Annotated in this window: 19 protein-coding genes, 1 pseudogene and 2 riboswitches; of the genes and pseudogenes, 11 read left to right on the top strand and 9 right to left on the bottom strand. The window is 67.2% G+C overall.

The genetic code is table 11. The features are described from left to right. Positions 1-5 precede the first annotated feature (5 nt). Positions 6-1,097: a cobalamin biosynthesis protein CobW gene (gene cobW / locus LJ655_RS21935; protein WP_329959721.1), complete on the bottom strand. Its 1,092-nt coding sequence runs from the start codon at positions 1,095-1,097 to the stop codon at positions 6-8. Between the two features lie 201 nt (positions 1,098-1,298). Further along, positions 1,299-1,576, bottom strand: a riboswitch (cobalamin riboswitch). A gap of 80 nt (positions 1,577-1,656) precedes the next feature. Then, positions 1,657-1,917: riboswitch (cobalamin riboswitch) on the top strand. A gap of 234 nt (positions 1,918-2,151) precedes the next feature. On the opposite strand from cobW, the pseudogene cobA reads away from it, so the two are divergent. The 5 genes and pseudogenes from cobA to bluB all read left to right on the top strand — a co-directional run. Next, a pseudogene (cobA, locus tag LJ655_RS30250) lies at positions 2,152-2,877 on the top strand (uroporphyrinogen-III C-methyltransferase); the annotation flags it as partial. 18 nt (positions 2,878-2,895) lie between these two features. Continuing rightward, on the top strand, positions 2,896-3,339 hold the full coding sequence (locus LJ655_RS30245; protein ID WP_329959723.1) for a cobalamin biosynthesis protein: 444 nt from the start codon (positions 2,896-2,898) through the stop codon (positions 3,337-3,339). Continuing rightward, positions 3,336-3,938, top strand: a complete 603-nt coding sequence (gene cobO / locus LJ655_RS21925) for a cob(I)yrinic acid a,c-diamide adenosyltransferase (RefSeq protein WP_230563314.1) — start codon at positions 3,336-3,338, stop codon at positions 3,936-3,938. The genes LJ655_RS30245 and cobO overlap by 4 nt, the downstream gene beginning before the upstream one ends. A 3-nt stretch (positions 3,939-3,941) precedes the next feature. Next, positions 3,942-5,240, top strand: coding sequence for a cobyrinic acid a,c-diamide synthase CobB (locus LJ655_RS21920; RefSeq protein ID WP_230563313.1), 1,299 nt, complete (start codon positions 3,942-3,944; stop codon positions 5,238-5,240). Next, positions 5,224-5,883: a 5,6-dimethylbenzimidazole synthase gene (gene bluB, locus LJ655_RS21915; protein ID WP_230563312.1), complete on the top strand. Its 660-nt coding sequence runs from the start codon at positions 5,224-5,226 to the stop codon at positions 5,881-5,883. Before LJ655_RS21920 ends, bluB begins: the two co-directional genes overlap by 17 nt. A 52-nt stretch (positions 5,884-5,935) precedes the next feature. Here the strand turns inward: bluB and LJ655_RS21910 are convergent, their stop codons facing one another. From LJ655_RS21910 to LJ655_RS21885, 6 genes are all read right to left on the bottom strand, one after another. After that, positions 5,936-6,550, bottom strand: coding sequence for a DUF4136 domain-containing protein (locus LJ655_RS21910; RefSeq protein WP_230563311.1), 615 nt, complete (start codon positions 6,548-6,550; stop codon positions 5,936-5,938). Between the two features lie 41 nt (positions 6,551-6,591). Then, on the bottom strand, positions 6,592-9,048 hold the full coding sequence (locus LJ655_RS21905) for a CHASE2 domain-containing protein (protein ID WP_230563310.1): 2,457 nt from the start codon (positions 9,046-9,048) through the stop codon (positions 6,592-6,594). Positions 9,049-9,114: 66 nt separating this feature from the next. Beyond that, entirely contained in the window at positions 9,115-10,566 is a 1,452-nt protein-coding gene (locus LJ655_RS21900; RefSeq protein WP_230563309.1) for a FecR family protein, read from the bottom strand. Then, on the bottom strand, positions 10,563-11,303 hold the full coding sequence (locus LJ655_RS21895) for a response regulator transcription factor (protein ID WP_230563308.1): 741 nt from the start codon (positions 11,301-11,303) through the stop codon (positions 10,563-10,565). The genes LJ655_RS21900 and LJ655_RS21895 overlap by 4 nt, the downstream gene beginning before the upstream one ends. 718 nt (positions 11,304-12,021) lie before the next feature. Further along, on the bottom strand, positions 12,022-15,507 hold the full coding sequence (locus tag LJ655_RS21890) for a DEAD/DEAH box helicase (protein ID WP_230563307.1): 3,486 nt from the start codon (positions 15,505-15,507) through the stop codon (positions 12,022-12,024). Between the two features lie 318 nt (positions 15,508-15,825). Then, positions 15,826-16,098, bottom strand: coding sequence for a DUF4148 domain-containing protein (locus LJ655_RS21885; RefSeq protein WP_230563306.1), 273 nt, complete (start codon positions 16,096-16,098; stop codon positions 15,826-15,828). A gap of 166 nt (positions 16,099-16,264) precedes the next feature. Here LJ655_RS21885 and LJ655_RS21880 point away from each other — a divergent pair, with 166 nt between their 5' ends. The 3 genes from LJ655_RS21880 to LJ655_RS21870 all read left to right on the top strand — a co-directional run bounded on the left by LJ655_RS21880 (position 16,265) and on the right by LJ655_RS21870 (position 18,504). Beyond that, on the top strand, positions 16,265-16,990 hold the full coding sequence (locus LJ655_RS21880; RefSeq protein WP_230563305.1) for an anti-sigma factor family protein: 726 nt from the start codon (positions 16,265-16,267) through the stop codon (positions 16,988-16,990). A gap of 147 nt (positions 16,991-17,137) precedes the next feature. Continuing rightward, the gene (locus tag LJ655_RS21875; protein WP_230563304.1) at positions 17,138-17,656 is read left to right on the top strand and encodes an RNA polymerase sigma factor; all 519 of its coding nucleotides are present in this window, start codon (positions 17,138-17,140) and stop codon (positions 17,654-17,656) included. Continuing rightward, a complete protein-coding gene (locus tag LJ655_RS21870; protein ID WP_230563303.1) occupies positions 17,653-18,504 on the top strand; it encodes an anti-sigma factor family protein in 852 nt (283 codons plus the stop codon). The genes LJ655_RS21875 and LJ655_RS21870 overlap by 4 nt, the downstream gene beginning before the upstream one ends. A gap of 33 nt (positions 18,505-18,537) precedes the next feature. Here LJ655_RS21870 and LJ655_RS21865 read toward each other — a convergent pair whose 3' ends face one another. Continuing rightward, positions 18,538-19,449 carry an AraC family transcriptional regulator gene (locus tag LJ655_RS21865; protein ID WP_230563302.1) on the bottom strand — a complete coding sequence of 304 codons (912 nt, stop codon included), beginning with the start codon at positions 19,447-19,449 and terminating at the stop codon, positions 18,538-18,540. Here LJ655_RS21865 and LJ655_RS21860 point away from each other — a divergent pair. The 3 genes from LJ655_RS21860 to LJ655_RS21850 are packed head-to-tail and all read left to right on the top strand — an operon-like array spanning position 19,436 to position 20,745. Further along, on the top strand, positions 19,436-19,627 hold the full coding sequence (locus LJ655_RS21860) for a hypothetical protein (protein ID WP_230563301.1): 192 nt from the start codon (positions 19,436-19,438) through the stop codon (positions 19,625-19,627). The two genes, LJ655_RS21865 and LJ655_RS21860, sit on opposite strands and share 14 nt — an antisense overlap. 60 nt (positions 19,628-19,687) lie before the next feature. Then, a complete protein-coding gene (locus LJ655_RS21855; protein ID WP_230563300.1) occupies positions 19,688-20,593 on the top strand; it encodes an NmrA family NAD(P)-binding protein in 906 nt (301 codons plus the stop codon). A 5-nt stretch (positions 20,594-20,598) separates the two neighbouring features. After that, entirely contained in the window at positions 20,599-20,745 is a 147-nt protein-coding gene (locus tag LJ655_RS21850) for a hypothetical protein (protein WP_230563299.1), read from the top strand. A gap of 45 nt (positions 20,746-20,790) precedes the next feature. Here the strand turns inward: LJ655_RS21850 and wrbA are convergent, their stop codons facing one another. After that, on the bottom strand, positions 20,791-21,390 hold the full coding sequence (gene wrbA, locus LJ655_RS21845; RefSeq protein WP_230563298.1) for an NAD(P)H:quinone oxidoreductase: 600 nt from the start codon (positions 21,388-21,390) through the stop codon (positions 20,791-20,793). Between the last annotated feature and the right edge of the window lie 84 nt (positions 21,391-21,474).

Here is a 21,474-nt window from a genome sequence, read left to right as displayed (position 1 = left end):
GCCCGTTATGCCGTCGCGATCGACGTCGCGCCGAGCGCCGCGTCGAACGCCTGTTGCAGCGCGTGTTGGTCGAGATCCTCGCCGATCAGCACGAAGCGGCTCAATGCGCCTTCATTGGTTTCGCCCGCCTGCCAGCGCCGGTCGAAGTAGCTGTCGAAGCGCCGCCCCACGCCCTGGATCACGAGACGCATCGCCGCGCCAGGCAGCGCGGCGAAGCCTTTGACACGGTAAATCGTGTGGTTTTCGACGAGCGTCTGCAAGGCGGCGAGCGCCGCGTCGCGCGACGGCACCGAAGCCTGCACGACGACCGAATCGAATTCGTCGTGGTGGTGATCGGGGTCGTCGGCGGAACCGTGATGGTCGTGACGCAGGTGAATCGTTTCTTCCGACGCCGCTTCGAGCCCCAGCAGCGTATGCAGATCGAGCTGTCCCTGGTGCGCGCGCACGATCTTGACCTGCGGCGCAATCTCTTCGCGGATCGCAGCTTCCACTTCACGCTGCCGAGCTTCGTCGATCAGATCGGTCTTGTTCAGAATCACCAGATCGGCCGCCGACAACTGGTCTTCGAACAACTCGTGCAGCGGCGACTCGTGATCGAGATTCGGATCGGCCTTACGCTGCGCATCGACGGCGACCGGGTTGTCGGCGAACTGGCCGCTCGCGGCGGCCGGGCCGTCCACCACCGTCACCACCGCGTCGACCGTGAAGCCGTTGCGGATCTGCGGCCAGTTGAACGCCTGGACGAGCGGCTTCGGCAATGCGAGCCCGGACGTTTCGATCAGCACGTGATCGAGTTCGTCACGTCGTTCGGCGAGCTTTTCCATGACCGGGAAAAACTCTTCCTGCACGGTGCAGCACAGGCAACCGTTCGCGAGTTCATACAGTTGCCCTTCGGTCTCGACGCCGTTTTCATCGCAACCGATGCCGCAGCCCTTGAGGATTTCCCCGTCGATGCCGAGTTCGCCGAACTCGTTGACGATCACCGCGACGCGCTTGCCGCCCGCATTCTGAAGAATATGCCGCAGCAGCGTGGTTTTGCCGCTGCCGAGAAAGCCCGTGACGATCGTGACGGGAATCTTGCGCAATTGAGTTTGCATCGTGAGGTCCATCCCTTGGCGTTGCATCGGCATGCCGTAAAGTCCACCGAGCGTGCGCATCGGCTGGCGAAAGGAACGAATGAAGCACGCGCACCACTGCCAGTGATCACAGAACACGGGGCTAACACCGGTATTGCCGCGACAACGGAAATACAGAAAGCGGAAGTGAGATCATGAACGCGCCGCCGCATCCCCGCGGCATTCGTTCTGCTTCTTCGGGCCGGTATCCGGGCTGGCGAAAGCGCCGCTTCCCCTTCCCGGCCGAGTGGTTTCTCGTCCAGTGGTGATATGTCGACGCGACCTTGCGCGGGGACATCGAAGCCGGCACTGCGGCACCCGGCTATCGAGCCGGAACCGCTTTTCGCTTACCGTTGCGGGGACAGCACAGGTTAGCCGCTCCAGAGCAGATGGCTCCCTGTTTCCCGTTTAACTGCATGCGCAGGAACGCGCACGCGAGCACCCAAAGTGCGTGCGAGTGTAGGCCCGCGGCCCTGCGCAGTCAAGGAACGCGCCTTGCCGGAAAGCGCCGCCGAGGCTTATCCGGCAAGGCGCCATGTGCTATCGTATGCGCGCGTTTGGTGCCCGCACATGCGTTCGCGTGTGCAGTTAAACGGGAAACAGGCAGCGCGTCGCGCGTTCAACCTGTGCTGTCCCCGCAACGGTAAGCGACCTGCGGCGCGCGATTCGATCCTGCCTTCGATTCGTAAATGCCGTGCATGCGTTTTTTGATGCCACTGTCCCGCGAATTCGCAAACGGGAACGGGAAGGCGAAGCGCGTGAGGTCGCCAGCCCGGATACCGGCCAGACGCGGAGGCGGCGCCGCGTGTATCGAGTGGCGCTGCCGGCCGCCGGAATCCGCGGGGAACGGATGTGAAGGCGTTCAAGCGCGACATCGCGCGTTTCGTGGCGTTTTTTCTGATGAATATGCCGCGAGCCGCGCCTCACCGCGCCCGGATTCGCAGTACCGCATGACCTCTTTCTCGACCACCGCGCGTGCTGTCGCGCGCCGCTTCTCTTCTCCTTCCACAGCATGGCGCGCGCCATGCACGCCGCGATGACGCGCGCCTGGCTGATCGGCGCCGGGCCCGGCGACGTCGAGCTGATGACGCTGAAGGCCACCCGCGCGCTCGCGCGGGCCGACGTCGTGCTCGTCGACGATCTCGTGAATCCCGAGGTACTTCAGTTCGCGCGCGCCGACGCGCAAGTCGTGTACGTCGGCAAGCGCGGCGGCCATCCGTCGACGCCGCAGGCGGATATCGTCGCGCAGATGCTCGAGCATCTGCGCGCGGGGCGCAGCGTTGCGCGGCTCAAGGGCGGCGATCCGTTCGTGTTCGGCCGCGGCGGCGAAGAGTTGCAGGCGCTGCAGGCCGCGGGTATCGAGGCCGACGTCATCAACGGCATCACCGCCGGCATCGCCGCGCCCGCGGCGCTCGGCATTGCGGTCACGCATCGCGATTACGCGCAGGGCGTCGTATTCGTCACGGGCCACGGCGCCGGTAGCGGCGAGCCGGACTGGGCCGCGCTGGCCGCGACGCGCATGACGCTCGTGATCTATATGGGCATGCGGCGGCTCGCCGACATCGCCGGCGCGTTGCTCGCCGCCGGCATGTCTGCCGATATGCCCTGCGCGGCGATCGAATCGGCGACACGGCCCGAGCAGCGTCACGTGCTCGCGCCGCTGCGCGATTTTGCCGACGCGGTCGCGCGAGCGAGGCTCGGCTCGCCGGCGATCGTCGTGATCGGCGGCGTGGCGTCGCTCGCGCTTGCGCGTGAGGCGGCCAAACGCGACGCAGGCTCGATGAAAACGCTGAGCGTCGGCATCGGTTGCCGCTTGCACAGCGAAGCCGCTGACATCGACGCCGCCGTGCGCGCAGCGCTCGGATCGCATGACTTCGAGCAGATCGGCACCGTCGCGACGATCGACACCAAAGTCAACGAGACAGGCCTGCTCGAATTCTGCTCACGCCATCAGCTGCCGCTGCGACTGTTCAGCCGCGAGCAGATCGCCGCCGTGCCTGTCGCCTCGCCCTCGGTCGCCGCGCACGCGCATCTCGGCGTCGACGGTGTGTGCGAGCCGTGCGCGCTGTTGGCCGCGGCAGCGTCGGACGCCGCGGCATCCACGCATGATGCACGTCTCGTCGTACGCAAGACTGCGCATGCGGGCGTCACCGTGGCGATCGCAGCGGCGAACCATGCCGCGCCCGCACCCCACCCCGCCCATCAAGACCAGGACCTCCGATGAAAACCGATCCCGAATCGCATCAACGCATGACCGAACGCCGCCGCGAAGGCCATGAAAAGAAACAGGCCGGCGCGACCGTCGAAAAGGGCCTGCTGATCGTCAACACCGGCACCGGCAAGGGCAAGAGCACAGCCGCGTTCGGCATGGCCGTGCGCGTGCTCGGCCATGGCATGCGGCTGGGCGTCGTTCAATTCATCAAAGGCGCGCTGCATACGTCGGAGCGCGACTTCCTCGGCGCGATCGCGCAATGCGATTTCGTCACGATGGGTGACGGCTACACCTGGAACACGCAGAACCGCGAGGCCGACATGGCGACCGCGCGCAAGGGCTGGAACGAGGCGCGACGCATGATCGAGAGCGGCGACTACCAGATGGTGATCCTCGACGAACTGAACACCGTGCTCAAGTACGAATACCTGCCGCTCGACGAAGTGCTCGCCGTCATCAAAGCGCGCGCGCCGATGCTGCACGTCGTCGTGACCGGCCGTCACGCGCCCGACGCGCTGATCGAAGCTGCCGACCTCGTCACCGAAATGCGCGCGATCAAGCATCCGTATCGCGAGCAGGGCGTGAAAGCGCAGCGCGGCGTGGAGTTCTGAGCGATGTCAGCGTGCCCCGCGCTGTTCATCAGCGCGCCCGCGTCGGGACAAGGCAAGACCACCATCACCGCCGGGCTCGCGCGCTATCACAGGCGGCTCGGACGGCGGGTGCGCGTCTTCAAGACCGGCCCGGATTTTCTCGACCCGATGATCCTCGCGCGAGCGAGCGGCGCGCCGGTGCTGTCGCTCGATCTGTGGATGGTCGGCGCAAGCGCGTGCCGCAACCTGCTCGCGCAGGCGGCGCGGGAGGCTGATCTGATCCTGATCGAAGGCGTGATGGGCCTGTTCGACGGCACGCCGAGCAGCGCCGATCTCGCGACGGCCTTCGGCGTGCCCGTCCTCGCGGTCATTTCCGCGCAGGCGATGGCGCAGACTTTCGGCGCACTTGCCTTCGGCCTCGCGCGCTTCCGGCCGCAACTGCCTTTTCATGGCGTGCTGGCGAACCGCGTCGGTTCGGCGCGGCACGCGCAGATGCTGCAGGAAGCACTGCCGCCCGAGTTGCGCTGGTGCGGCCACATTGCGGCGAGCGACGAGATCACGCTGCCCGACCGCCACCTCGGACTGCACCAGGCCGACGAAATCGGCGATCTCGAAGCGCGCCTCGAATGTGCGGCCGATACGCTCGCAACGACCGCGCTCGCCGAACTGCCACCGCTCGTCGATTTCGGCGCAGCCGCTCCCGAAGCGTTGCCGCGCCTGCTCGCAGGCAGGCACATCGCAATCGCACGCGACGCCGCCTTTTCATTCATTTATCCGGCCAACGTCGCGCTACTCGAAGCACTCGGCGCGCGGCTCAGCTATTTCTCGCCGCTCGCCGACGAACCGTTGCCCGAAGACGCGCACGCACTCTATCTGCCGGGCGGCTATCCCGAGTTGCACGCCACGGCACTGGCGGGCAACGCAAACAGCGCCGCGGCGATCCGTGCGCACGTCGAAGCGGGCAAGCCACTGGTGGCCGAATGCGGGGGCATGCTGTATCTGCTGGAGACGCTGACCGACAAGCAAGGCGCGAGCACGCCGATGCTCGGTCTGCTGCCCGGTCACGCAACCATGCAAACGCGCTTCACGTCGCTCGGTATGCAACAGATCGACGGCCCGCACGGCACGCTGACCGGCCACACGTTTCACTACTCGAAGCTCGCCACGCCGCTCGCGCCGCACCGCTTCGCGACGCGCGCGAACAGCGACGCGCCCGGCGAAGCGCTTTTCCGCGTGGGCTCGATCGTGGCAACCTATATGCACGCTTACTGGCCCTCCAACCCGGCTTTCACGGCCGCCCTCTTTCATGGCGAAGCCTTTTGACGACTCCGAGCGCGAGGCGGTCTATCGCGCGATTTACGAACGCCGCGACATGCGGCACTTCCTGTCCGATCCGGTCGACCCCGCCGTGCTGCTGCGGCTGCTCGACGCGGCGCATCACGCGCCGAGCGTCGGCTTCATGCAGCCCTGGCGCATCGTGCGCATTACCGATGCGGTACTGCGCACGGGCTTGCGCGACATCGTCGAACGCGAACGGCTCGCGACCGCCGACGCGCTTGGCAAGCGCCGCGACGAGTTCATGAAGCTGAAGGTGGAAGGCATGCGCGAATGCGCGGAGCTGCTCGTGATCGCGCTGATGGACGGCCGCGAGCGACACGTCTTCGGCCGCCGCACGTTGCCGGAGATGGACCTCGCGTCGGTTGCGTGCGCGATCCAGAACATGTGGCTCGCCGCGCGCGCGGAAGGACTCGGGCTCGGCTGGGTGTCGCTATTCGATGTCGACGCGGTGCATCAGCTTCTGGGAATGCCGGCGGGCGCGCGGCCGGTCGCGATCCTGTGCCTCGGTCACGTCGACGCGTTCTATAGCGAGCCGATGCTGGAAACGCAGCGCTGGGCGAGCCGTCTGCCGCTCGCCGATTGCGTATTCGAAAACCGCTGGCCACGGGACGAGCCAGCGCAGGAATAACGCATACAGGCCGCCACGGCGGCGCAGCCCCTGGCCGCCGCCGCGCTTGGTATCAGCGCTGCAGCGGCTTCACCGACTCGACGTTCGGCACGCCGCTCGCCGTGTCGATGCTGAACTTCACGCGCCAATCGGCCGGCGCGTCGAACGGCAGCTTCGCGAGCGCGGTTTTCACGAGCAAGGGCAGCGCATGCAGCGGGTCCGCGTCGCGATCGTTGAACACCGCGCTGACCTTGTAGCGTTCGCTGCCGCTCGCATAGTCGAAAAAGCGCAGCGTCAGCGCGTGCCGATACTCGCGGCCCAGCAGCAGCGCGCCGAGACCGTCGCTGCCCGCGCCGCAGTCGGTGGGCGCGCAATCCTCGCCGCCCATGCCGATCGACGCTGGCCGCGTGCTATACGCCATCGACAGCAGGTAGTGCGCGGGCTTGCCCGCCGTATCGACGAAACCCTGTTTCGCCAGCTCGTCGCGCAGCAGCTTTTCGACTTGCGGATGGTCGGCGCTGTCGTCCTGCGGCTGCGTGCGTGCGAGCGAATAGGTCTGCTCGCCTTGCAGGGCAACGGCGTGGCCGGCGCCGTTAGCGGACATGGTGTGTACGTCGGCGCTCAGGCCCGCGCAACCCGTGAGGCTCGCCACGGCCAGCGCGGCGCAGAGATGAGCGATTTTTGCCATTGCTGTTTTCTCTCCGGTACGTCGCATACGTCAAAGGCGCGTCAGGCGCGCCCGGCGCCCAATTCGCCGGGCTGCGCGTCGTCGAGCGCGGGCAGCCAGATCGTAAAGGCCGTTCCCTCGCCGGGCGCGCTGGCGATCTCGACGCTGCCCCCGTGGCGCGTGACGACGGTTTTGATGAACGCCATGCCGAGTCCCGCGCCCCCCACTTCCGGCCGCTCGGTCTCGTGAAATCGGCGAAAGCGCTCGAACAGGCCGGCCTGCTGTTCCTTCGGGATGCCATAGCCCTGGTCGCGGATCGTGCAAGCCACGCGCCCTGCCGCGGGTTGGCCCGCGAAGCTGCAGACGATGCGCGTGTCAGGCGGGCTGTACTTGACCGCGTTGCTCAGAATATTGACGAGCGCGCGTGTCATCAGCGAGCGGTCGGCGCAGATCCAGGGAGCGTCGCCGCCGGTTTCCGTATCCAGCGCGATGCGCTTCGCGTGCGCCTGCGGCCAGACCTCGTCGCTCGCGTCGATCACGAGTTCGGCCAGGTTCAGCGGCTCGAGCGCATAGGTTTGCGATTCGGCGCGCGCCAGTTGCACGAAGTCGTCGGCGAGCGTCAGCGCACGTTGCGCGTAGCGTTCTATGTGCCCGAGCAGGTTGCGCTCGAGCACCGGCTCGGTTCGCGCGCGCTCGATTTCGATCAGCGCGATGATCGATGCCTGCGGCGAGCGCATGTCGTGCGACAGCAGCCGCAGCGCGTCCTCACGTTGACGCTCGGCCGCATGCAGCGCCGACACGTCCACCAAACCGGCGATCCAGCCGGTCGTCTCGCCCCGCGCGTTGGTGCAGGTCGCGTAGCGCAACAGATGATCGCGCCCGTTCGCGTCGCGCACCTCGACGCCCTGCGCCATCAGCGCCGCAAACTCGCCGCGCGTCGGATCGAGCAGCGCCGGCCAGTGCGCGTGCGCGCGCAGATTGCGCTCGTTGTCCGAGGCCGCGCCGGCGTCGATCGCCTTTACGAGCGTAAGGCCGCCGAGCACGCCGTGCATCGGCTGGCCCTCGGGCATCGGCGCGCCCAGCCGGGCGAAGTGCGCTTTCGCCGCATGATTCGCGATCAGCACGACGCCGCCCAGATCGCTGACGAGAATCGGCTCCGGCATGCTGTCGAGGCTGTCCCACACGAAGCGCTTCATGTCCTGTACGCGTTGCGCGGCCTGAGCCATCAATGCCATGTGCTGCTCGAGCACGTCGCCGCCGAACTCGCGGCGGCGCTTCGGCGTTTCGGGCTGCAGCTGCGGCTCTTCGGCGAGGCGCTGCAGCTCACCGCGCAGATACGCCATCGTCATTTCGAGGCGGCGCCAGTTCCAGATCGGATAGACGATCACGACGCCGAGAATCGCCGGCACCGGCGACACCCACAGCCTGCCGACGTATAGCAGCACCGCGCTGCCAGCCGCCGCGAGCAGCACCAGAGCGCCCGTCAGCAACAGCGAGCGGCGCGGCGACAGGACCAGAAACCCGGCGAGCAGCGCGGCGAGCGGCCCGAACGCCGCCGCGCACACGACCCACTGCCCGACCGGCTCGATCTCGCGGCCGGTCAGCAGCGTGTCGAGCACGTTCGCATGGATGTAGACGCCGGGCAGCGGACCCAGCTCGCCCGACACCGGCGTCGCAAAACGGTCGTACAGACCCGACGCGCTCACGCCGATCACCACGATGCGCCCGCGCAACCGATCGGCCGCCACCTTGCCGGCCAGCACGTCGGCGAAACTGAGCTTCGCGAAGTCAGCGGCATTCGGCCCGAACGGAATCAGGAAGCGGCCTTCGCCGCCGTCGCCGCTGCCGCGCGCGGGCTCGTTCGAGCCGCGCGGCGGCAGCCCGCCGCGCAGAGGCAGCTTGCCTCGTTCGACCGCTTCGGCGACGGGCACCATCAGTTGCGGCCAGCGCGAACCGTCGTCGCCCTGGAAGCGCGCGACGCTGCGTGTGATGCCATCGCTGTCCACCTCGAAATTGATGTGACCGAGCCCGGCGGCCGCTTGCGCGAGCGCGGCGACGGGCCCCTCGACGGTGCGCTCGCCGGTTGCGTCGGGCGGTGTCAGCAGCACGGGCAGGTAGGTCGGGGAGAGCGCGATTGCGCGGGCGAGGTGGTCGTCGTCGGCGTGGGGCTCCGTGAACAACACGTCGAAGATCACCGCGGCGGGTTTGGCTGCCGCGATCTGTTCGAGCAGCCGCGCATGCACGCTGCGCGGCCACGGCCAGCGGCCGAGCTGGTTGATGCTCGCGTCGTCGATCTCGACGATGACGATGTCCGGCAGCAGCGGCTGCGCGCGCAGGTTCAGAAGCCGGTCATACACCAGCTGATCGATGCCGGTGCTGACGCGTCCGAACGACGTCAGCAGTATCACGACGATGCCGAGCAAACCGACGCCGATCCACTCGATCAGAAAGCGTCGGCCGGCGCGCCGTCCAAGGCGGGCACGCGGATCGAGGCTCAGGCGCGTAGAAGTGGCGGGCAATGGGCGTTGTGATCGGAAACGAGGGGACAGCCGGACCGGCAGGCCGGCCCCGAGAATCTACCAGCGTCAGCGCGAGAGCGTAAACGAGCGGACCGGGCTGCTCTTCTCGTAGAAGCGGCCGTGGTCGAACTGCTCGGCGACGATGGTCCAGTAGTAGACGCCCGGCGGCAGATCGCTGATCACCAGCTCGCCGCCCGGCAAATCGGTACGGTCGACGACCGGATGGCTCAGATCGGCGGTCGTCGCCAACATGAAGCGGAAACGCGTCGGCACGTCGCTGGGGCTGACGAACCAGCGGAACGCGTAGTCGCGGCTGCCGGCGCGCCGCGCGGCCGAAGCGTCCAGCCCGAGCTGGCGGCGCTCGAACGCGTACACCTTCGGCAGGCCGTCGAGGCCGTTGCTATCGGTTGACGCGACGCGCACGAAGTACGTGCCGTCCGGCAGATCGCCGAAGTCGGCGTGCGGCTCGCTCACGCGCAGATCGCGCACCAGATCGAGCTGATCGGCGTCGTGCGAAATCTGTAGCCGATAGCCGACCGCGCGCTCGGCGGGATCGACGTCGAACGCGACGCTCTTGCCGTCCTGCACGCGTGCAGGGCGCACGAGCGCCGGTGCCGCCAGCAGGCCGACCGGACGGCCGATTGCGTTGCCCGTGCGCGTGACGTTGCCGCTCTTCGCCTCGATCAACTGCTCCGACTCCTGCAACGGTATGCCCGGCGCCGGCACGGCACTCAGACCCCGCCGCGTGGCCGGATCGACGCCGACCGCGCCGTCGAGCACGGCCACCGCCGTCGTCTGCGTGCTGCCGTCGTAACCGACGCGAAAGCGCGTGCCGCGCACCCCCGCGACCACCGAAGGCGAACGGATCTGGAAGCGATCGTCGCGTCGCGTCGCATGCGTGACCTGGCTCTCGACCTCCCCGCGGCGCAGCTCGAAGATGCGATCGGCCACGCCGGTCAGCGTGACGTGGCGCAGCCGTTCGATATCGAGTTCGCCGTTCTGCGCGATCGTCACATGCGAGCCGTCGGGCAGTTCGAGCGTCGCGAAGCCGTTCGCGCCGGTGCGCAAGCGATCGCCCTCGGCAAGCGTTGCGCCGGTTTTCAGCGGCAGATAGGGGTTTGAGCCGAACGCGTGCTCGACCGGACCGCTGGTCGCGACCACGCGAGCGGTGTCGCGATCCTGACGCAGCCTTGCGGCCGGCAGGCGCAGTACGATCCCGGCCGGCATCCGGCGCGGAGCGGGCACATGGTTCAGGCGGCTCAACAGCGCCCAATCGGCCGGGTCGGCCATGTAGCGAGCGGCGATGTCGTAGAGCGTGTCGCCTGCGCGCGTCGTGTACGAAGCATAGACGGGCGGCGCCTTCGCGCCGGCTTTGCCGCGTGCGGGCTGGGCGTGCGCGAACGCGCTCCAGCCAGTCGCGCCGGTTGCGATCAGGCACGCCACCGCAAGCCACGCCGCGGCGCGGCGGCCCTGCACGGTGGCGCTGCCCGGCGCTGCTGAATTCAGAAAAGCCGTCACGCATCCCCCGCTTCTTCGGTCGGTTCGTCGTCGGCGGCCAGCGGCGTGTTGGTTTCGACCCGCTCCAGGCGGTAGCCATAGCCGTAGATCGGCGTGAGCCGATAACCGTGCTGCGGGCGCAGACCGAGCTTGCTGCGCAACATCGATATGTGGGTGTCCATCGTGCGCGAAGGGATGTCGGTGGCCTGCTTCCAGATCACGTCGAGAATGTGCGCGCGCGATAGCGGCCGGCTCAGGTGCTGAAACAGCAGCAGCGCGAGCTCGAACTCCTTCTGCGTGACGGCGACCGGCGTGCCGCGTACGACGACGTGCCTGGTGATCAGATCGAACTCGAATTCGCCGAACACTTCCTTCGTCGCCGGCGTCTTCAGGTAATAGGCGCGGCGCAGCAGTGAGCCGACCCGGGCGAGCAGCACCGCGCCCGACACGGGCTTGACGAGATAGTCGTCCGCACCGGTATTCAGAATCGAAGTGATGTCCGTTTCGCGGTCGCGGCTCGTGATGAACAGCACCGGCAGGCGCTCGGACAGGGTTTCGCGCACCCAGCGCAGCACTTCCTCGCCGGACATATCGGGAACGTTCCAGTCGAGCACGAGCAGGTCGAAAGTCTGGCGGCGCAGCTCGCGCACCAGGTCGCGCCCGGCGCCATATGCGTGACAGACGTGTCCCGCGGCGGCCAGCGTTTGACAGATTAGATCGGCTTGAGCCGGATCATCGTCCAGGACTGCAATTCTCATAAAACCCCACAACGCAACAGCGCCTTTCGTCGCTGACGGCCGCCCACCCGGCCGACGACCCGGACGGCAGCGCAGCGCCGCCGATCCGGCTCCCCATAGAAATCCGGCTGCTAGTCTTCTGACTAATAGTCCCTTGCCGTGCCCCGCTCGACGCTGCCTCCTGAAGTCGAATTCAGCGCGTATTTGATATGGGCATTGCGCCTACGCAAGGCAGTTCATCACAGTCGAAAACCCTATTTTTCCCCCGCGTGCCGGGTACCGGCAATCGGTCGCGCAACACGCTCATTGAAAGCGGTTGACGCGTTTTTTCAGGTTCTCCCGGTCTGCCAGCCACGACCGGTATCGGTGAGCAAGCTGCGCTCCAGACGGCAGATCCTTGCCCGGCTGGCGTTTGGCGCGATCTGCCTATACCGTTCTTGAGAGTTCTTCGAAGAACTCTGATTTAACAATTCGGCGCCCAGTATAAGAATGGTCTCAAAATAAATCGTTTAAACATTGTTAGATTTCGCGAAATGTCAGTTGTCATCTGATTGGATGACGCGACGCATGACGAATCGCTAGCGGGCGATACCCCGCTCCAGACCGCGAGCAAAAAAATGCGGCGCCACCCCTGTCGATGCAACGCCGCCAAAAACACACTACACACGTTCACCGGGGTCTAGCCGCGCGAGTAACGTCACGTTAGCCGCGCAGAAAAACGCGCTCAAGATGCGCGCGCTCAGCGCGATCCTTCGATCTCCGGCATCGGGGCAAACAGCGCATCGAGGTCGTCGTCCGAGAACTTCGCGGCACCGGCCGCGTCTTCCGCGAGAATGCTGTCGGCGAGCCCGGCCTTGTGCTCCTGCAACTCGACGATCTTCTCCTCGATGCTGCCCGCCGCGATCAGCTTGTAGACGAACACCGGCTTGTCCTGTCCGAGCCGATGCGCGCGGTCGGTCGCCTGGTTCTCGGCGGCCGGGTTCCACCACGGGTCGTAGTGGATCACCGTGTCGGCGGCAGTCAGATTCAGTCCCACGCCGCCCGCCTTCAGGCTGATCAGGAACAGCGGCACCTCGCCCTGCTGGAACCGCTCCACCGGGCTCACGCGGTCGGCCGTGTCACCCGTCAGCATCGCATAGGGGATCGCGGCTTCGTCGAGCGCCTCGGCGATCAGCGCGAGCATGCCGGTGAACTGCGAGAACAGCAGCACCCGGCGCCCCTCCTCGATCAGCTCGGGCAGCATCGACAGCAGCAGGTCGAGCTTGGCCGAGCGCATCGCCCGCTCGCCGCCGCTCGCAGCCGTGCCGCCCGCGATGCCGCTCGCGGTGCGCACGAGCCGCGGATCGCAGCACACCTGGCGCAGCTTCAGCAACGCATCGAGCACGATGATGTGGCTGCGCGCGAGCCCCTGCGCGTTGACCGCGGCACGGACCTTCTGCTGCATCGCCGTGCGCACGGTCTCGTACAGGTCGCGCTGCGCGCCTTCGAGATCGACCGGACACACGATCGTCGTCTTAGGTGGCAGTTCCCTCGCGACCTCGTCCTTGCGGCGGCGCAGCGTGAACGGCCGGATGCGGCGCGCGAGCAATGCGCGGCGCACGTCGTCGCCGTTCTTCTCGATGGGATTGCGCCAGCGCCGCGTGAAGTCCTTCTGGCTGCCGAGAAAGCCCGGCAACAGAAAATCGAATTGCGACCACAGTTCGCCGAGATGATTTTCGAGCGGCGTGCCCGTCAGACACAGCCGATGCCGCGCGCGCAAGCCGCGAATCGCCTGCGCGGCCTTGGTGGTCGCGTTCTTGACGTACTGCGCCTCGTCGAGGATCAGCAGGTGGTATTCGTGTTCGGCGAGCACCTTCTGATCGCGCCACAGCAGCGCATAAGTGGTCAGGATCAGCTCGTGTTCGCCGATCTGCTCGAAGCGCTCCTTCCTCTGCGGCCCGTTCAGCACCAGCACTTTCAGCCCGGGTGCAAAGCGCCGCGCTTCCTCGCGCCAGTTGTGCACGAGCGTGGTCGGCACGACGATCAGCGCGGGATGCGTGAGCCGCCCCGCTTCCTTCTCCGCCAGAATGTGCGCGAGCGTCTGCACGGTCTTGCCGAGACCCATGTCGTCGGCGAGCACGCCGGCCAGATCCTGTTCGCGCAGGAACTGCATCCAGTTGAGGCCCTGGTGCTGATATGCGCGCAACTCGGCCTTCAGACCGCGCGGCACCGGCACTTCGCGCAGGCCCGGGCCGGTTTGCAGACGGCGCGCCAGTTCACGGATCGAGTCGTCGCCGCTGAACTGCCAGCGACCGGTGTCATGCAGTGCGTCGAGGCGGCCGGCATCGACCGCGGGCACGCGCAGCGGCGCGCCGTCGGCAAGCGCGCCGCCGAGCGAATCGAACAGATCGACCAGCACCCGCACCACCGGCTTCAGACGATCGGCGCGCAACCGCAGGCGCTTGTTTTCCTCGGTCTTCAGCTCGATCGGCTCGTCGTCGCGAATGCTCTCCAGCGCGCCGGAGAGCCAGCGCCGGTCGCGCCGGAACAGATCGGCCAGGAGCGGTTCGAGCCGCACGTTGCGCTCGCCGACGCGAATACCCATCTCCAGGTCGAACCAGCCGTCGCCGGCCTGCTGCGCGGTGCCGTCGATCGCGTCGATCTCGATCACGTTGTAACGGAACTCGGGCGCCATCGTCACGCGCCAGCCCTTCGCGACCAGATCCGGCACCGCCTCGTTGACGAACCCGGACCACGCGTCGGTGTCGGGCAGACCGAGCATCGTGTCGGGCAACAGGGGCGACCCGTGCATGTTGCGCGTCGGCACCTTTTGCAGCCCGGTCTTACGCAGTTCCAGCAAACGCTTTCTTTCGGTGTCGTAGCGCCGGCGAATGTGAATCACGTCGCCGCCCGGCAGCGGCACCAGCGTCACGCTGCTGTCGGCGTTGATGCTGACGCCGTCGTAGTCGAAATTCGCGGCGGCCAGCTCTAACACGGTGGACTTGTGCGCCGCGAGCTTCGCGGTTCTGGCCGTTTTCGTTCCCTTCGCGGTGCCCGGCAGCGCATGACTGTTCAACGTCAGCACCGGCACCGGCTCGACGTCGATCACACGGATCGCGGGCGCGTCGTGGGTCGGCGGCAGCGGTAGCCCGGGTGCGATCTCGCGCAACACCGACGCGACGAGCGGCGCCTCGGCGAGCGAAATCGGCGGCATCGCGAGGTAATCGGGCAGTTGCTGGAATGGCAGCGACAGCGGCACGACGCCCGCCTCGTTGGCGACGCCGTCCACGTACCAGACCGGCTCGGTCGGCAGCACCATGCTCGCGCACGGTTCGGTGCGCAGCACCGGACGCAGGCGCTCGTCGGCGAGCGGCTCCCATTCGATGCGGCCGGGCCGGTCGGCCGCCCGCACGAGCGGCGTCGGGCCCGGCTGGCCAGGCGCGATCCTGAAGTCGAAGAACAGGCGCCCGGTCGCGATCAGCTTTTGCAGCGTCTCCGCACCGCTCGTGCCGCGCAGCACGAACTGGCCCAGATCCTCGCGCGAGCGGCCGAGCCACAGGCCGCGCAGAATCGACAGATCCTCGTCGGACACGAAGCGCGGCTGCCTGAGCAGCGCGCCTTCGACGTCGCCCCAGTTGTCGCCGACCGCGACGATCAGGCCGTCCTCGTCGCAGCGCGCGCGATGCAGCACGACCTCGTGGCGCAGATGAAAGCGCGACCAGTTGAGGCGATAGGCCAGCGTTTCCTTGCGCGCGGCGTGCGGCTTACGGGCGCCGGCTTGTTCGGCGGCCTCGGCCGCGCGGGCGCGCGCGCGAAAACGTTCGAGCCAGCTGACCAGCTCCGGGCGCACGCCGGGCGCGGGAGATGGCGGCGGCGGCACGCCCGGGACCGTGATCCGTCGCGCGATGAACACCTCCGACGTAGCCGGGTCGCTATCGTCTTCCACCTGCGTGATGTGATCCATCTCGTCGTGGTAGTCGAGTTCCGCGAACAGCAGTGCCGCGACGTGCTTGCAATTGCGCCCGACCGGGCAGGTGCATTCGCCTTCGGCCCACGTCGATCCGCCATTGACATGAAATTGGACCCACGTCCGGTAGGGCTGGGGTTGCGAGCCCTGCACGTCGCCCGACAACGTCTCACCGCGCCATTTGACGTTGCTGACCGCGCCCACCGAGCGCGCCTTGGCGACGGTCCGCTCACCGAGCCATTCCGCAATGCTTTCCCGATCGAAGAAAACTGATGACATCCGCGTGCGTTCCTGTTCAAACCGGCGAAGGCAAGCGCGCGCGGACGCAAAGCGTGTGCCGCGCGACGCTTGCTAGCGACGCCCGGCAGATTCTGTCCACTTGCAAGTTGCCGTGATAACCGGCCATTCTACGCGTTGGACGAAAATGGCTGGGGCGGCTCTGGTTTGAACAGTTCGGGAAAGGCTCTCGCGACCACGCCGCCGCGAGGTCCAGCAGCAGCGCCGCTAACAACGCGAGCGCGAGTCACGGGTGCAGCGCGAGACGGCACACGGGCGTACCCGTTCCATCGCCTTCGCGCCGCCCTCGCCGCGGCTGCTTCAATGGGCGCCCACGGCCGGCGCGCCCGAGTTCGCAACGTGGCTCGCAGCCGCGGCCGCTTGCGCGGCGAGCGCCTCTTTGTGCTGTGCGACCTGACGCGCGAACACGGGATTGACGTCGGGGTACGACGTGTCGGTGATGTAGTCGAGACCGTTCTGCTGGGCCTCGATCAACTCCTGGTACACCTGGGCACGTGTCTTGGCCTGCGCAAACGCGCTCGACGAAGCGGCGAGAACGACAAACGACAAAGCGACAAGCGAGAGCTTTTTCATGATCGACTCCTTGGAGAGTTGTGCGGGTTCGCACTACGCAGAACCACGGGTCGACGGCCTTTATTCCTGTATTCGCGACGCGAGAAAAACATCGCTGGCGCCGGGAATAAATGCGCAAATACCTGTGTTTGCCTTCGAATAGCAGCACTCGAGACCGCGCATCATCATGACTTCGACCCGCCGGCCGTCCGGCGCTCCGCCCTCCGAACCCGACATCCAGGCCTATGCCGACGGCACGTTGACGCCCGAGCGTGCCGCGTCGCTGCGCGACTACCTCGGCAAGCATCCAGCGGAAGCACGACGCGTCGCCTTTTACGACCGGTTGAACGCGCAGATGCAGGCAGCGTTTCAAACCACGGAGGAGCCAGCACGCGAGCACATCGGCAGATCGCGCCGGCGAGGCATGCTCCCTCAACCGCCCGGTCGCGCGTGCCGCACGCTGCTCGCGCTCGCAGTGCTCGCGCTGACGCTCCTCGCCCTCAGTGGCTGGCTCGCCGCGATCCAGGTGTCTGCGCAAGCGCTCGACAACGCCGCCGTCATGGCGCTCGCTGAAGTCACCGCGCGCCCGTTTCCCCTGGCATCGCCGAGGCCGGTCGATCCGGCCGCACCGGATCTCGACGCCATCGGGCTGCGCCTCGTGGGGCAACGCCTGCTCCAGCTCGGTCCTTTGCAGCGCGCCAACGAATTCGTCTATCTGAGCGGCGATCTGAAGCCGGTGGTGGTGCTGTCGGCCGCGGCGCCGTTTGCGCGCGAAGAGCCCCAGTGGGCCGCGCGCCGCATCGGTGACATGCGGCTGTTGAGGTGGACCGCGCGGCGCCAGCGCTTCGTGGTCGCGGGCAATGCGCGCACCCGCGGCCTGATGCGCGCCGCCGACGTGATGAGCGCGCGCTGACGGCCGCGCGCCCCACCCCCGGCCAACCGACGCGAGGCACCCAGCGGAATAAAATGCGCAGACAGGCGTTTGCAGTTCGAATGCATATCGAAACCGACGCGAGTGACGCCAATGCGGCCCCGATGCCACCCCTGACCCGGATCAACCATGGATGTCCGTGACGAGTTGATGGAGCACGTGCCGCGTCTGCGGCGCTATGCGCGGGCGCTCATCAACAATCGCGAGCTCGCCGACGACCTCGTGCAGGACACGCTCGAGCGCGCGCTCGGCCACACGCGCCTGTTCCAGCCGGGCACCGATCTGCGCGCGTGGCTCTTCACGATCATGCACAACGTGTTCGCGAATCAGGCGCGCAAGGCGTCCGCGCGCGCGGCCCACGTCGCGGTCGACGACGACAGCATCGCCGAAAGCGAGCTCGCGGTGCCGTCGGACCAAACCCGTTCGCTCGAAGTGCGCGACCTCGATTACGCGCTACAGCGGCTGCCGGCCGAGCAGCGCGAAGTGGTGCTGCTGGTCGGCCTCGAGGAGATGAGCTATGCCGATGTCGCGCTCGCGCTGAACGTGCCGATCGGCACGGTGATGTCGCGGCTCTCGCGCGGACGCGAACGGCTGCGGGCCTTGATGGCGGGCGTCCAGCCCGGAGCGAAATTACAGGTGGTGCGATGAGCGAGCCGCAAATTCCGATCGGCGAAGAAGACTTGCACGCGTACGTGGATGGCACACTGTCCGGCGAGCGCCGTGCCGAGGTGGAGCGCGCGCTCGAACAGAATCCGGGCCTGGCCGCGCGCGTCAGCGATTATTTCTCGCTCAATGGCCTGCTTCACGAGCGCTACGACCGCGTGCTCAGCGAGCCCGTGCCGAAACGTCTGCAGACCGGCGCGCCGCGCCGCGCGTGGCTGGCCGCGAACTGGCCGCGTTTTGCCGCGCAGTTCGCGGGCATGGCGGCGGCACTCGTGCTCGGCGTGGGCATCGGCATGCACAGGGACGAGTTGATCCCCCCTGTTGCAATCGATCGAACCGGCACGGAGGCCGAAACCCCAGCCGGAGATCGTGCGGTCAGCGCGGACAGCGCCGAGGGTTTCGCGCGCCGGGCGGCGCTCGCGCACGTCGTCTACATGCCGGCGATCGAGCGCCCGAGCGAGATGGGCGCCGATCGCGAGCAGGACTTCGTGCAGTGGCTCGCGAACCGGCTCGGCACGCAGGTCCACCCGCCGATGCTGTCGAAGAGCGGGTTCATGCTGTCGGGCGGCCGCCTGCTGCCCGGCGAAGACGGCCCGACCGCCCAGTTCATGTATGCCGGACCGAACGGCGAGCGCGTCACGCTGTGCATCTCGCATCGCCGCGAAAACGCGAATACGACCGCGTTCAAGCTGTATCAGGCGGGTCCCGTCAACGTGTTCTATTGGGTCGACGGCGATTTTGGCTATGCGGTGTCGGGCGGGATCGATCGCAAGGCGCTGTTGCAGCTCGCGCATGATGTTTATGCGCAATTGACGGGGGCGGCGCCAGGGTGAAGCGGATGGATTGCGCGCCGCCAGCCTCGCGCATCAACGTTGGGTTTTCTCGAGCACCGGCATCGCCGCATCGTCGCTCGGGGCGCCGCGCAGTTCGCGCGGCGTCACGCCTAGCAGACGCGACATCCAGTACGCCATATGGCTCTGATGCGCGAAGCCGGTATCGAGCGCAATCTGGCTTGTGCTGAAACTTCCTTGCAGCAATAGCGTTCGCGCGCGCTCCACCCTGCGCTGTACGACATATCGATGCACGGGCACGCCGAGCGTGTCGCGAAACAATGCCTTGAAATGCGGCACGCTCAGTTGCGCCTGCGCGGCGAGATCGTCGAGCGTCAGACGCTGATCGAGGTGCGCGTCGATAAACTCGATCACGCGCGCGGCCGTGCGCGGCGCGAGCGTGCGGCGCCGGTTGCCGGGCGCAGGCTCGGCGCCGATCAGCCGCACCAGCATCGCCGTGCACAGACTTTCGGCGTAGAGCGGATCGGACGCGTCGTGCGCTTCGAGCTCCGCGCGCAGTGCCCAGGCCAGATGCTGAAAGCGCGCATCGCGTATCTGCAGGCGCGGACGCAACTGCGCGTCGGCCGGTTTCAGCGCGAGTTGCTCGAGGGTCCGTTGCGCGAAGTCCTCGGCAAACCAGATGCTGAAAATCGTGCAGGCGGCGTCATCGCTCCACTGGCCTTCGAGCCCTGCGGGGATCACGTCCGCGTCGCCATGCGCCTGAATCCGCGTGAGGCGTTGCGCATCGCACACACAGTGTGCCGTCACCGGCGCGCCGACGTGCACGCCCACCCGGTGATGGCGAAACGCGGGCAGCCGATGCAAACCGGCCGACACGTTGACCAGCTCCGCACCGAAGCCTTGCCAGCCAAGCGCCCTGCTCGTGCGCACGACGGTGCGCGAGCCGCTATGCGGCGCAAGCGCAGGAATCGGGGTGACCGCGTTCATCGATGCTCTCCTGAGTGTCCTGAATGACGGCAAGATGCCTGCATTGTGCGGCGTTTTTGGCGGCCTCGCAGGGGAGACGGATTCTCGTAGCTGGTGGGCGGCTGATGCCGTTCGCGCGACCGCCGCAGTGTCGCTGCAAAAAAATCATCCATATCTGCGCAAGGCAATCCATATCTGAGCGCCCCGTGAGCACGACGTCCCTACCATCACGCCATAGCGATCCTCAAAGGAGCACAACGTGTTCGTCATATTCGGAGCTACGGGTCACGTGGGACGTGCAAGCGCGAGCGCATTGCGTCGCGCGGGTCAGCGGGTACGCGCGGTGGTGCGCGACGCAGCGCAAGCCGACGCGCTCGCGGCGATCGGCTGCGAGATCGCGCTCGCCGACCTGAACGACGCGAACTCGGTCGCGCGCGCCATCGACGGCGCTCAGGCTGTGCAATGGCTTTGTCCGGTGCCGCATCCGCACGACGATCCCGCGGCCGCGATGCGGCACATCATCGATACGGGCGTCGCCGCGTTGCGCCTGGCCGCGCCGCCGCAACTGCTCGCGCTTTCCGACTACGGCGCCGAGCACGCCAGCGGCACCGGCATCACGACACTGTTCCACTACCTCGAAACGCAGTTGCGCACCATCGCTTCGCCGCTCACCTTGCTGCGCTCCGCCGAACACATGCAGAATTGGGCGCGCGTGCTGCCGGTCGCGCTCGGCCAGGGCGTGCTGCCAAGTCTGCACGATCCGCTCGACAAGCTGTTTCCGACTGTCGCCGCGCAGGACGTCGGCGCGCTCGCCGCGCAGTTGCTGCTCGACGGCGGGCCTTCGCGCGCGACGCCACGGGTGGTGAGCATCGAAGCGAAAGAGCGGGTCAGCGCGCTCGGCGTCGCGCGCACCCTGGCGGAACTGTCGGGGCGGCCCGTGGTCGCCCGCCAGGTGCCGCGCGGCGAATGGCATGCCGTGCTGCGGGGCAGCGGGCTCGGCGAGCGGTACGCGCAACTGATCGTCGACCTGTACGACGCGCACAACGCGGGCCGTATCGACGTCGAGGCGAACGTCAGCGAGCGACGCTTCGGCACCACGACATTGAAACAGGTATTGGAGCCGTTGCTCTCGCGAATGAGCGGTACCGAAACGGCAGCGCGGTGAGCCGCATGGACATCCCGCTGACGAAGCCGCCCTCACGCGCCGAGCGCTGGCTGCATGTGGCGATATCGCTATCGAGCCTGATCGGCTGGCACTCGCTTGCGAACCTGCTCAACGCGATTCCTGACAGCAACGATGATTTCGGCGTGGTCTAGTTTCTCCATGACAGCGAGGCCTCGCGCAAAGATCGGGACTGACGTTCAGCCGAACAGCTTGTTTGCCGTCCGGGCGATCAGTTCGCCCTGGTGACGCGCTCCCGCGAGCTCGATGGCGCTCGGCTGGCGCTGGCCCTGCCCGCCCGCGATCGTCGTCGCGCCATAGGGAGCGCCGCCGACGATCTCGTCCAGCGTCATCTGCCCCTGGTGGCTGTACGGCAAACCGACGATGACCATGCCGAAGTGCAGCAGGTTCGTGATGACCGAAAACAGCGTCGTTTCCTGGCCGCCATGCTGGCTGGCCGTCGAGCTGAACGCACCGCCGACCTTGCCCACCAGCGCACCGCTCATCCACAAGCCGCCGGCCTGATCGAGAAACGACGCCATCTGTGAGGAGACGCGCCCGAAACGGGTCGGTGTGCCGACCACGATCGCATCGTAGTTGGCGAGCTCCGCGATCGTCGCAACCGGCGCTTGCTGGTCGAGCTTGAAGTGAGCGGCCTTCGCCACCTCCTCCGGTGCGGTTTCGGGAACCCGTTTGACGTCGACCGTGGCACCCGCCGCGCGCGCACCTTCGGCGACGGCGCCCGCCAGTGTCTCGACGTGGCCATATGAGGAGTAGTACAGCACGAGTACTTTCGACATTGCGAACTCCTTTCAAGATCTGCGGCGGGGCCGCGTTGAGAATCCGACAGGGACGGCATTCGTGAATGTCGCATGGGCCGGCCG

It is taken from the genome of Paraburkholderia translucens (assembly GCF_020881035.1).
Lineage (GTDB): Bacteria > Pseudomonadota > Gammaproteobacteria > Burkholderiales > Burkholderiaceae > Paraburkholderia > Paraburkholderia translucens.
This window is presented reverse-complemented; position numbering and strand designations above follow the sequence as displayed.

What these genes read in the sequence shown, in the direction of transcription:
- cobW (WP_329959721.1), bottom strand. Translation starts at nt 1,097, where the DNA reads ATGCAAACTCAATTGCGCAAGATTCCCGTCACGATCGTCACGGGCTTT.
- LJ655_RS21875 (WP_230563304.1), top strand. Translation starts at nt 17,138, where the DNA reads ATGGATGTCCGTGACGAGTTGATGGAGCACGTGCCGCGTCTGCGGCGC.
- LJ655_RS21880 (WP_230563305.1), top strand. Translation starts at nt 16,265, where the DNA reads ATGACTTCGACCCGCCGGCCGTCCGGCGCTCCGCCCTCCGAACCCGAC.
- LJ655_RS21920 (WP_230563313.1), top strand. Translation starts at nt 3,942, where the DNA reads ATGTCAGCGTGCCCCGCGCTGTTCATCAGCGCGCCCGCGTCGGGACAA.
- wrbA (WP_230563298.1), bottom strand. Translation starts at nt 21,390, where the DNA reads ATGTCGAAAGTACTCGTGCTGTACTACTCCTCATATGGCCACGTCGAG.
- LJ655_RS30245 (WP_329959723.1), top strand. Translation starts at nt 2,896, where the DNA reads ATGAAAACGCTGAGCGTCGGCATCGGTTGCCGCTTGCACAGCGAAGCC.
- LJ655_RS21870 (WP_230563303.1), top strand. Translation starts at nt 17,653, where the DNA reads ATGAGCGAGCCGCAAATTCCGATCGGCGAAGAAGACTTGCACGCGTAC.
- LJ655_RS21850 (WP_230563299.1), top strand. Translation starts at nt 20,599, where the DNA reads ATGGACATCCCGCTGACGAAGCCGCCCTCACGCGCCGAGCGCTGGCTG.
- LJ655_RS21885 (WP_230563306.1), bottom strand. Translation starts at nt 16,098, where the DNA reads ATGAAAAAGCTCTCGCTTGTCGCTTTGTCGTTTGTCGTTCTCGCCGCT.
- cobO (WP_230563314.1), top strand. Translation starts at nt 3,336, where the DNA reads ATGAAAACCGATCCCGAATCGCATCAACGCATGACCGAACGCCGCCGC.
- LJ655_RS21865 (WP_230563302.1), bottom strand. Translation starts at nt 19,449, where the DNA reads ATGAACGCGGTCACCCCGATTCCTGCGCTTGCGCCGCATAGCGGCTCG.
- LJ655_RS21890 (WP_230563307.1), bottom strand. Translation starts at nt 15,507, where the DNA reads ATGTCATCAGTTTTCTTCGATCGGGAAAGCATTGCGGAATGGCTCGGT.
- LJ655_RS21895 (WP_230563308.1), bottom strand. Translation starts at nt 11,303, where the DNA reads ATGAGAATTGCAGTCCTGGACGATGATCCGGCTCAAGCCGATCTAATC.
- bluB (WP_230563312.1), top strand. Translation starts at nt 5,224, where the DNA reads ATGGCGAAGCCTTTTGACGACTCCGAGCGCGAGGCGGTCTATCGCGCG.
- LJ655_RS21910 (WP_230563311.1), bottom strand. Translation starts at nt 6,550, where the DNA reads ATGGCAAAAATCGCTCATCTCTGCGCCGCGCTGGCCGTGGCGAGCCTC.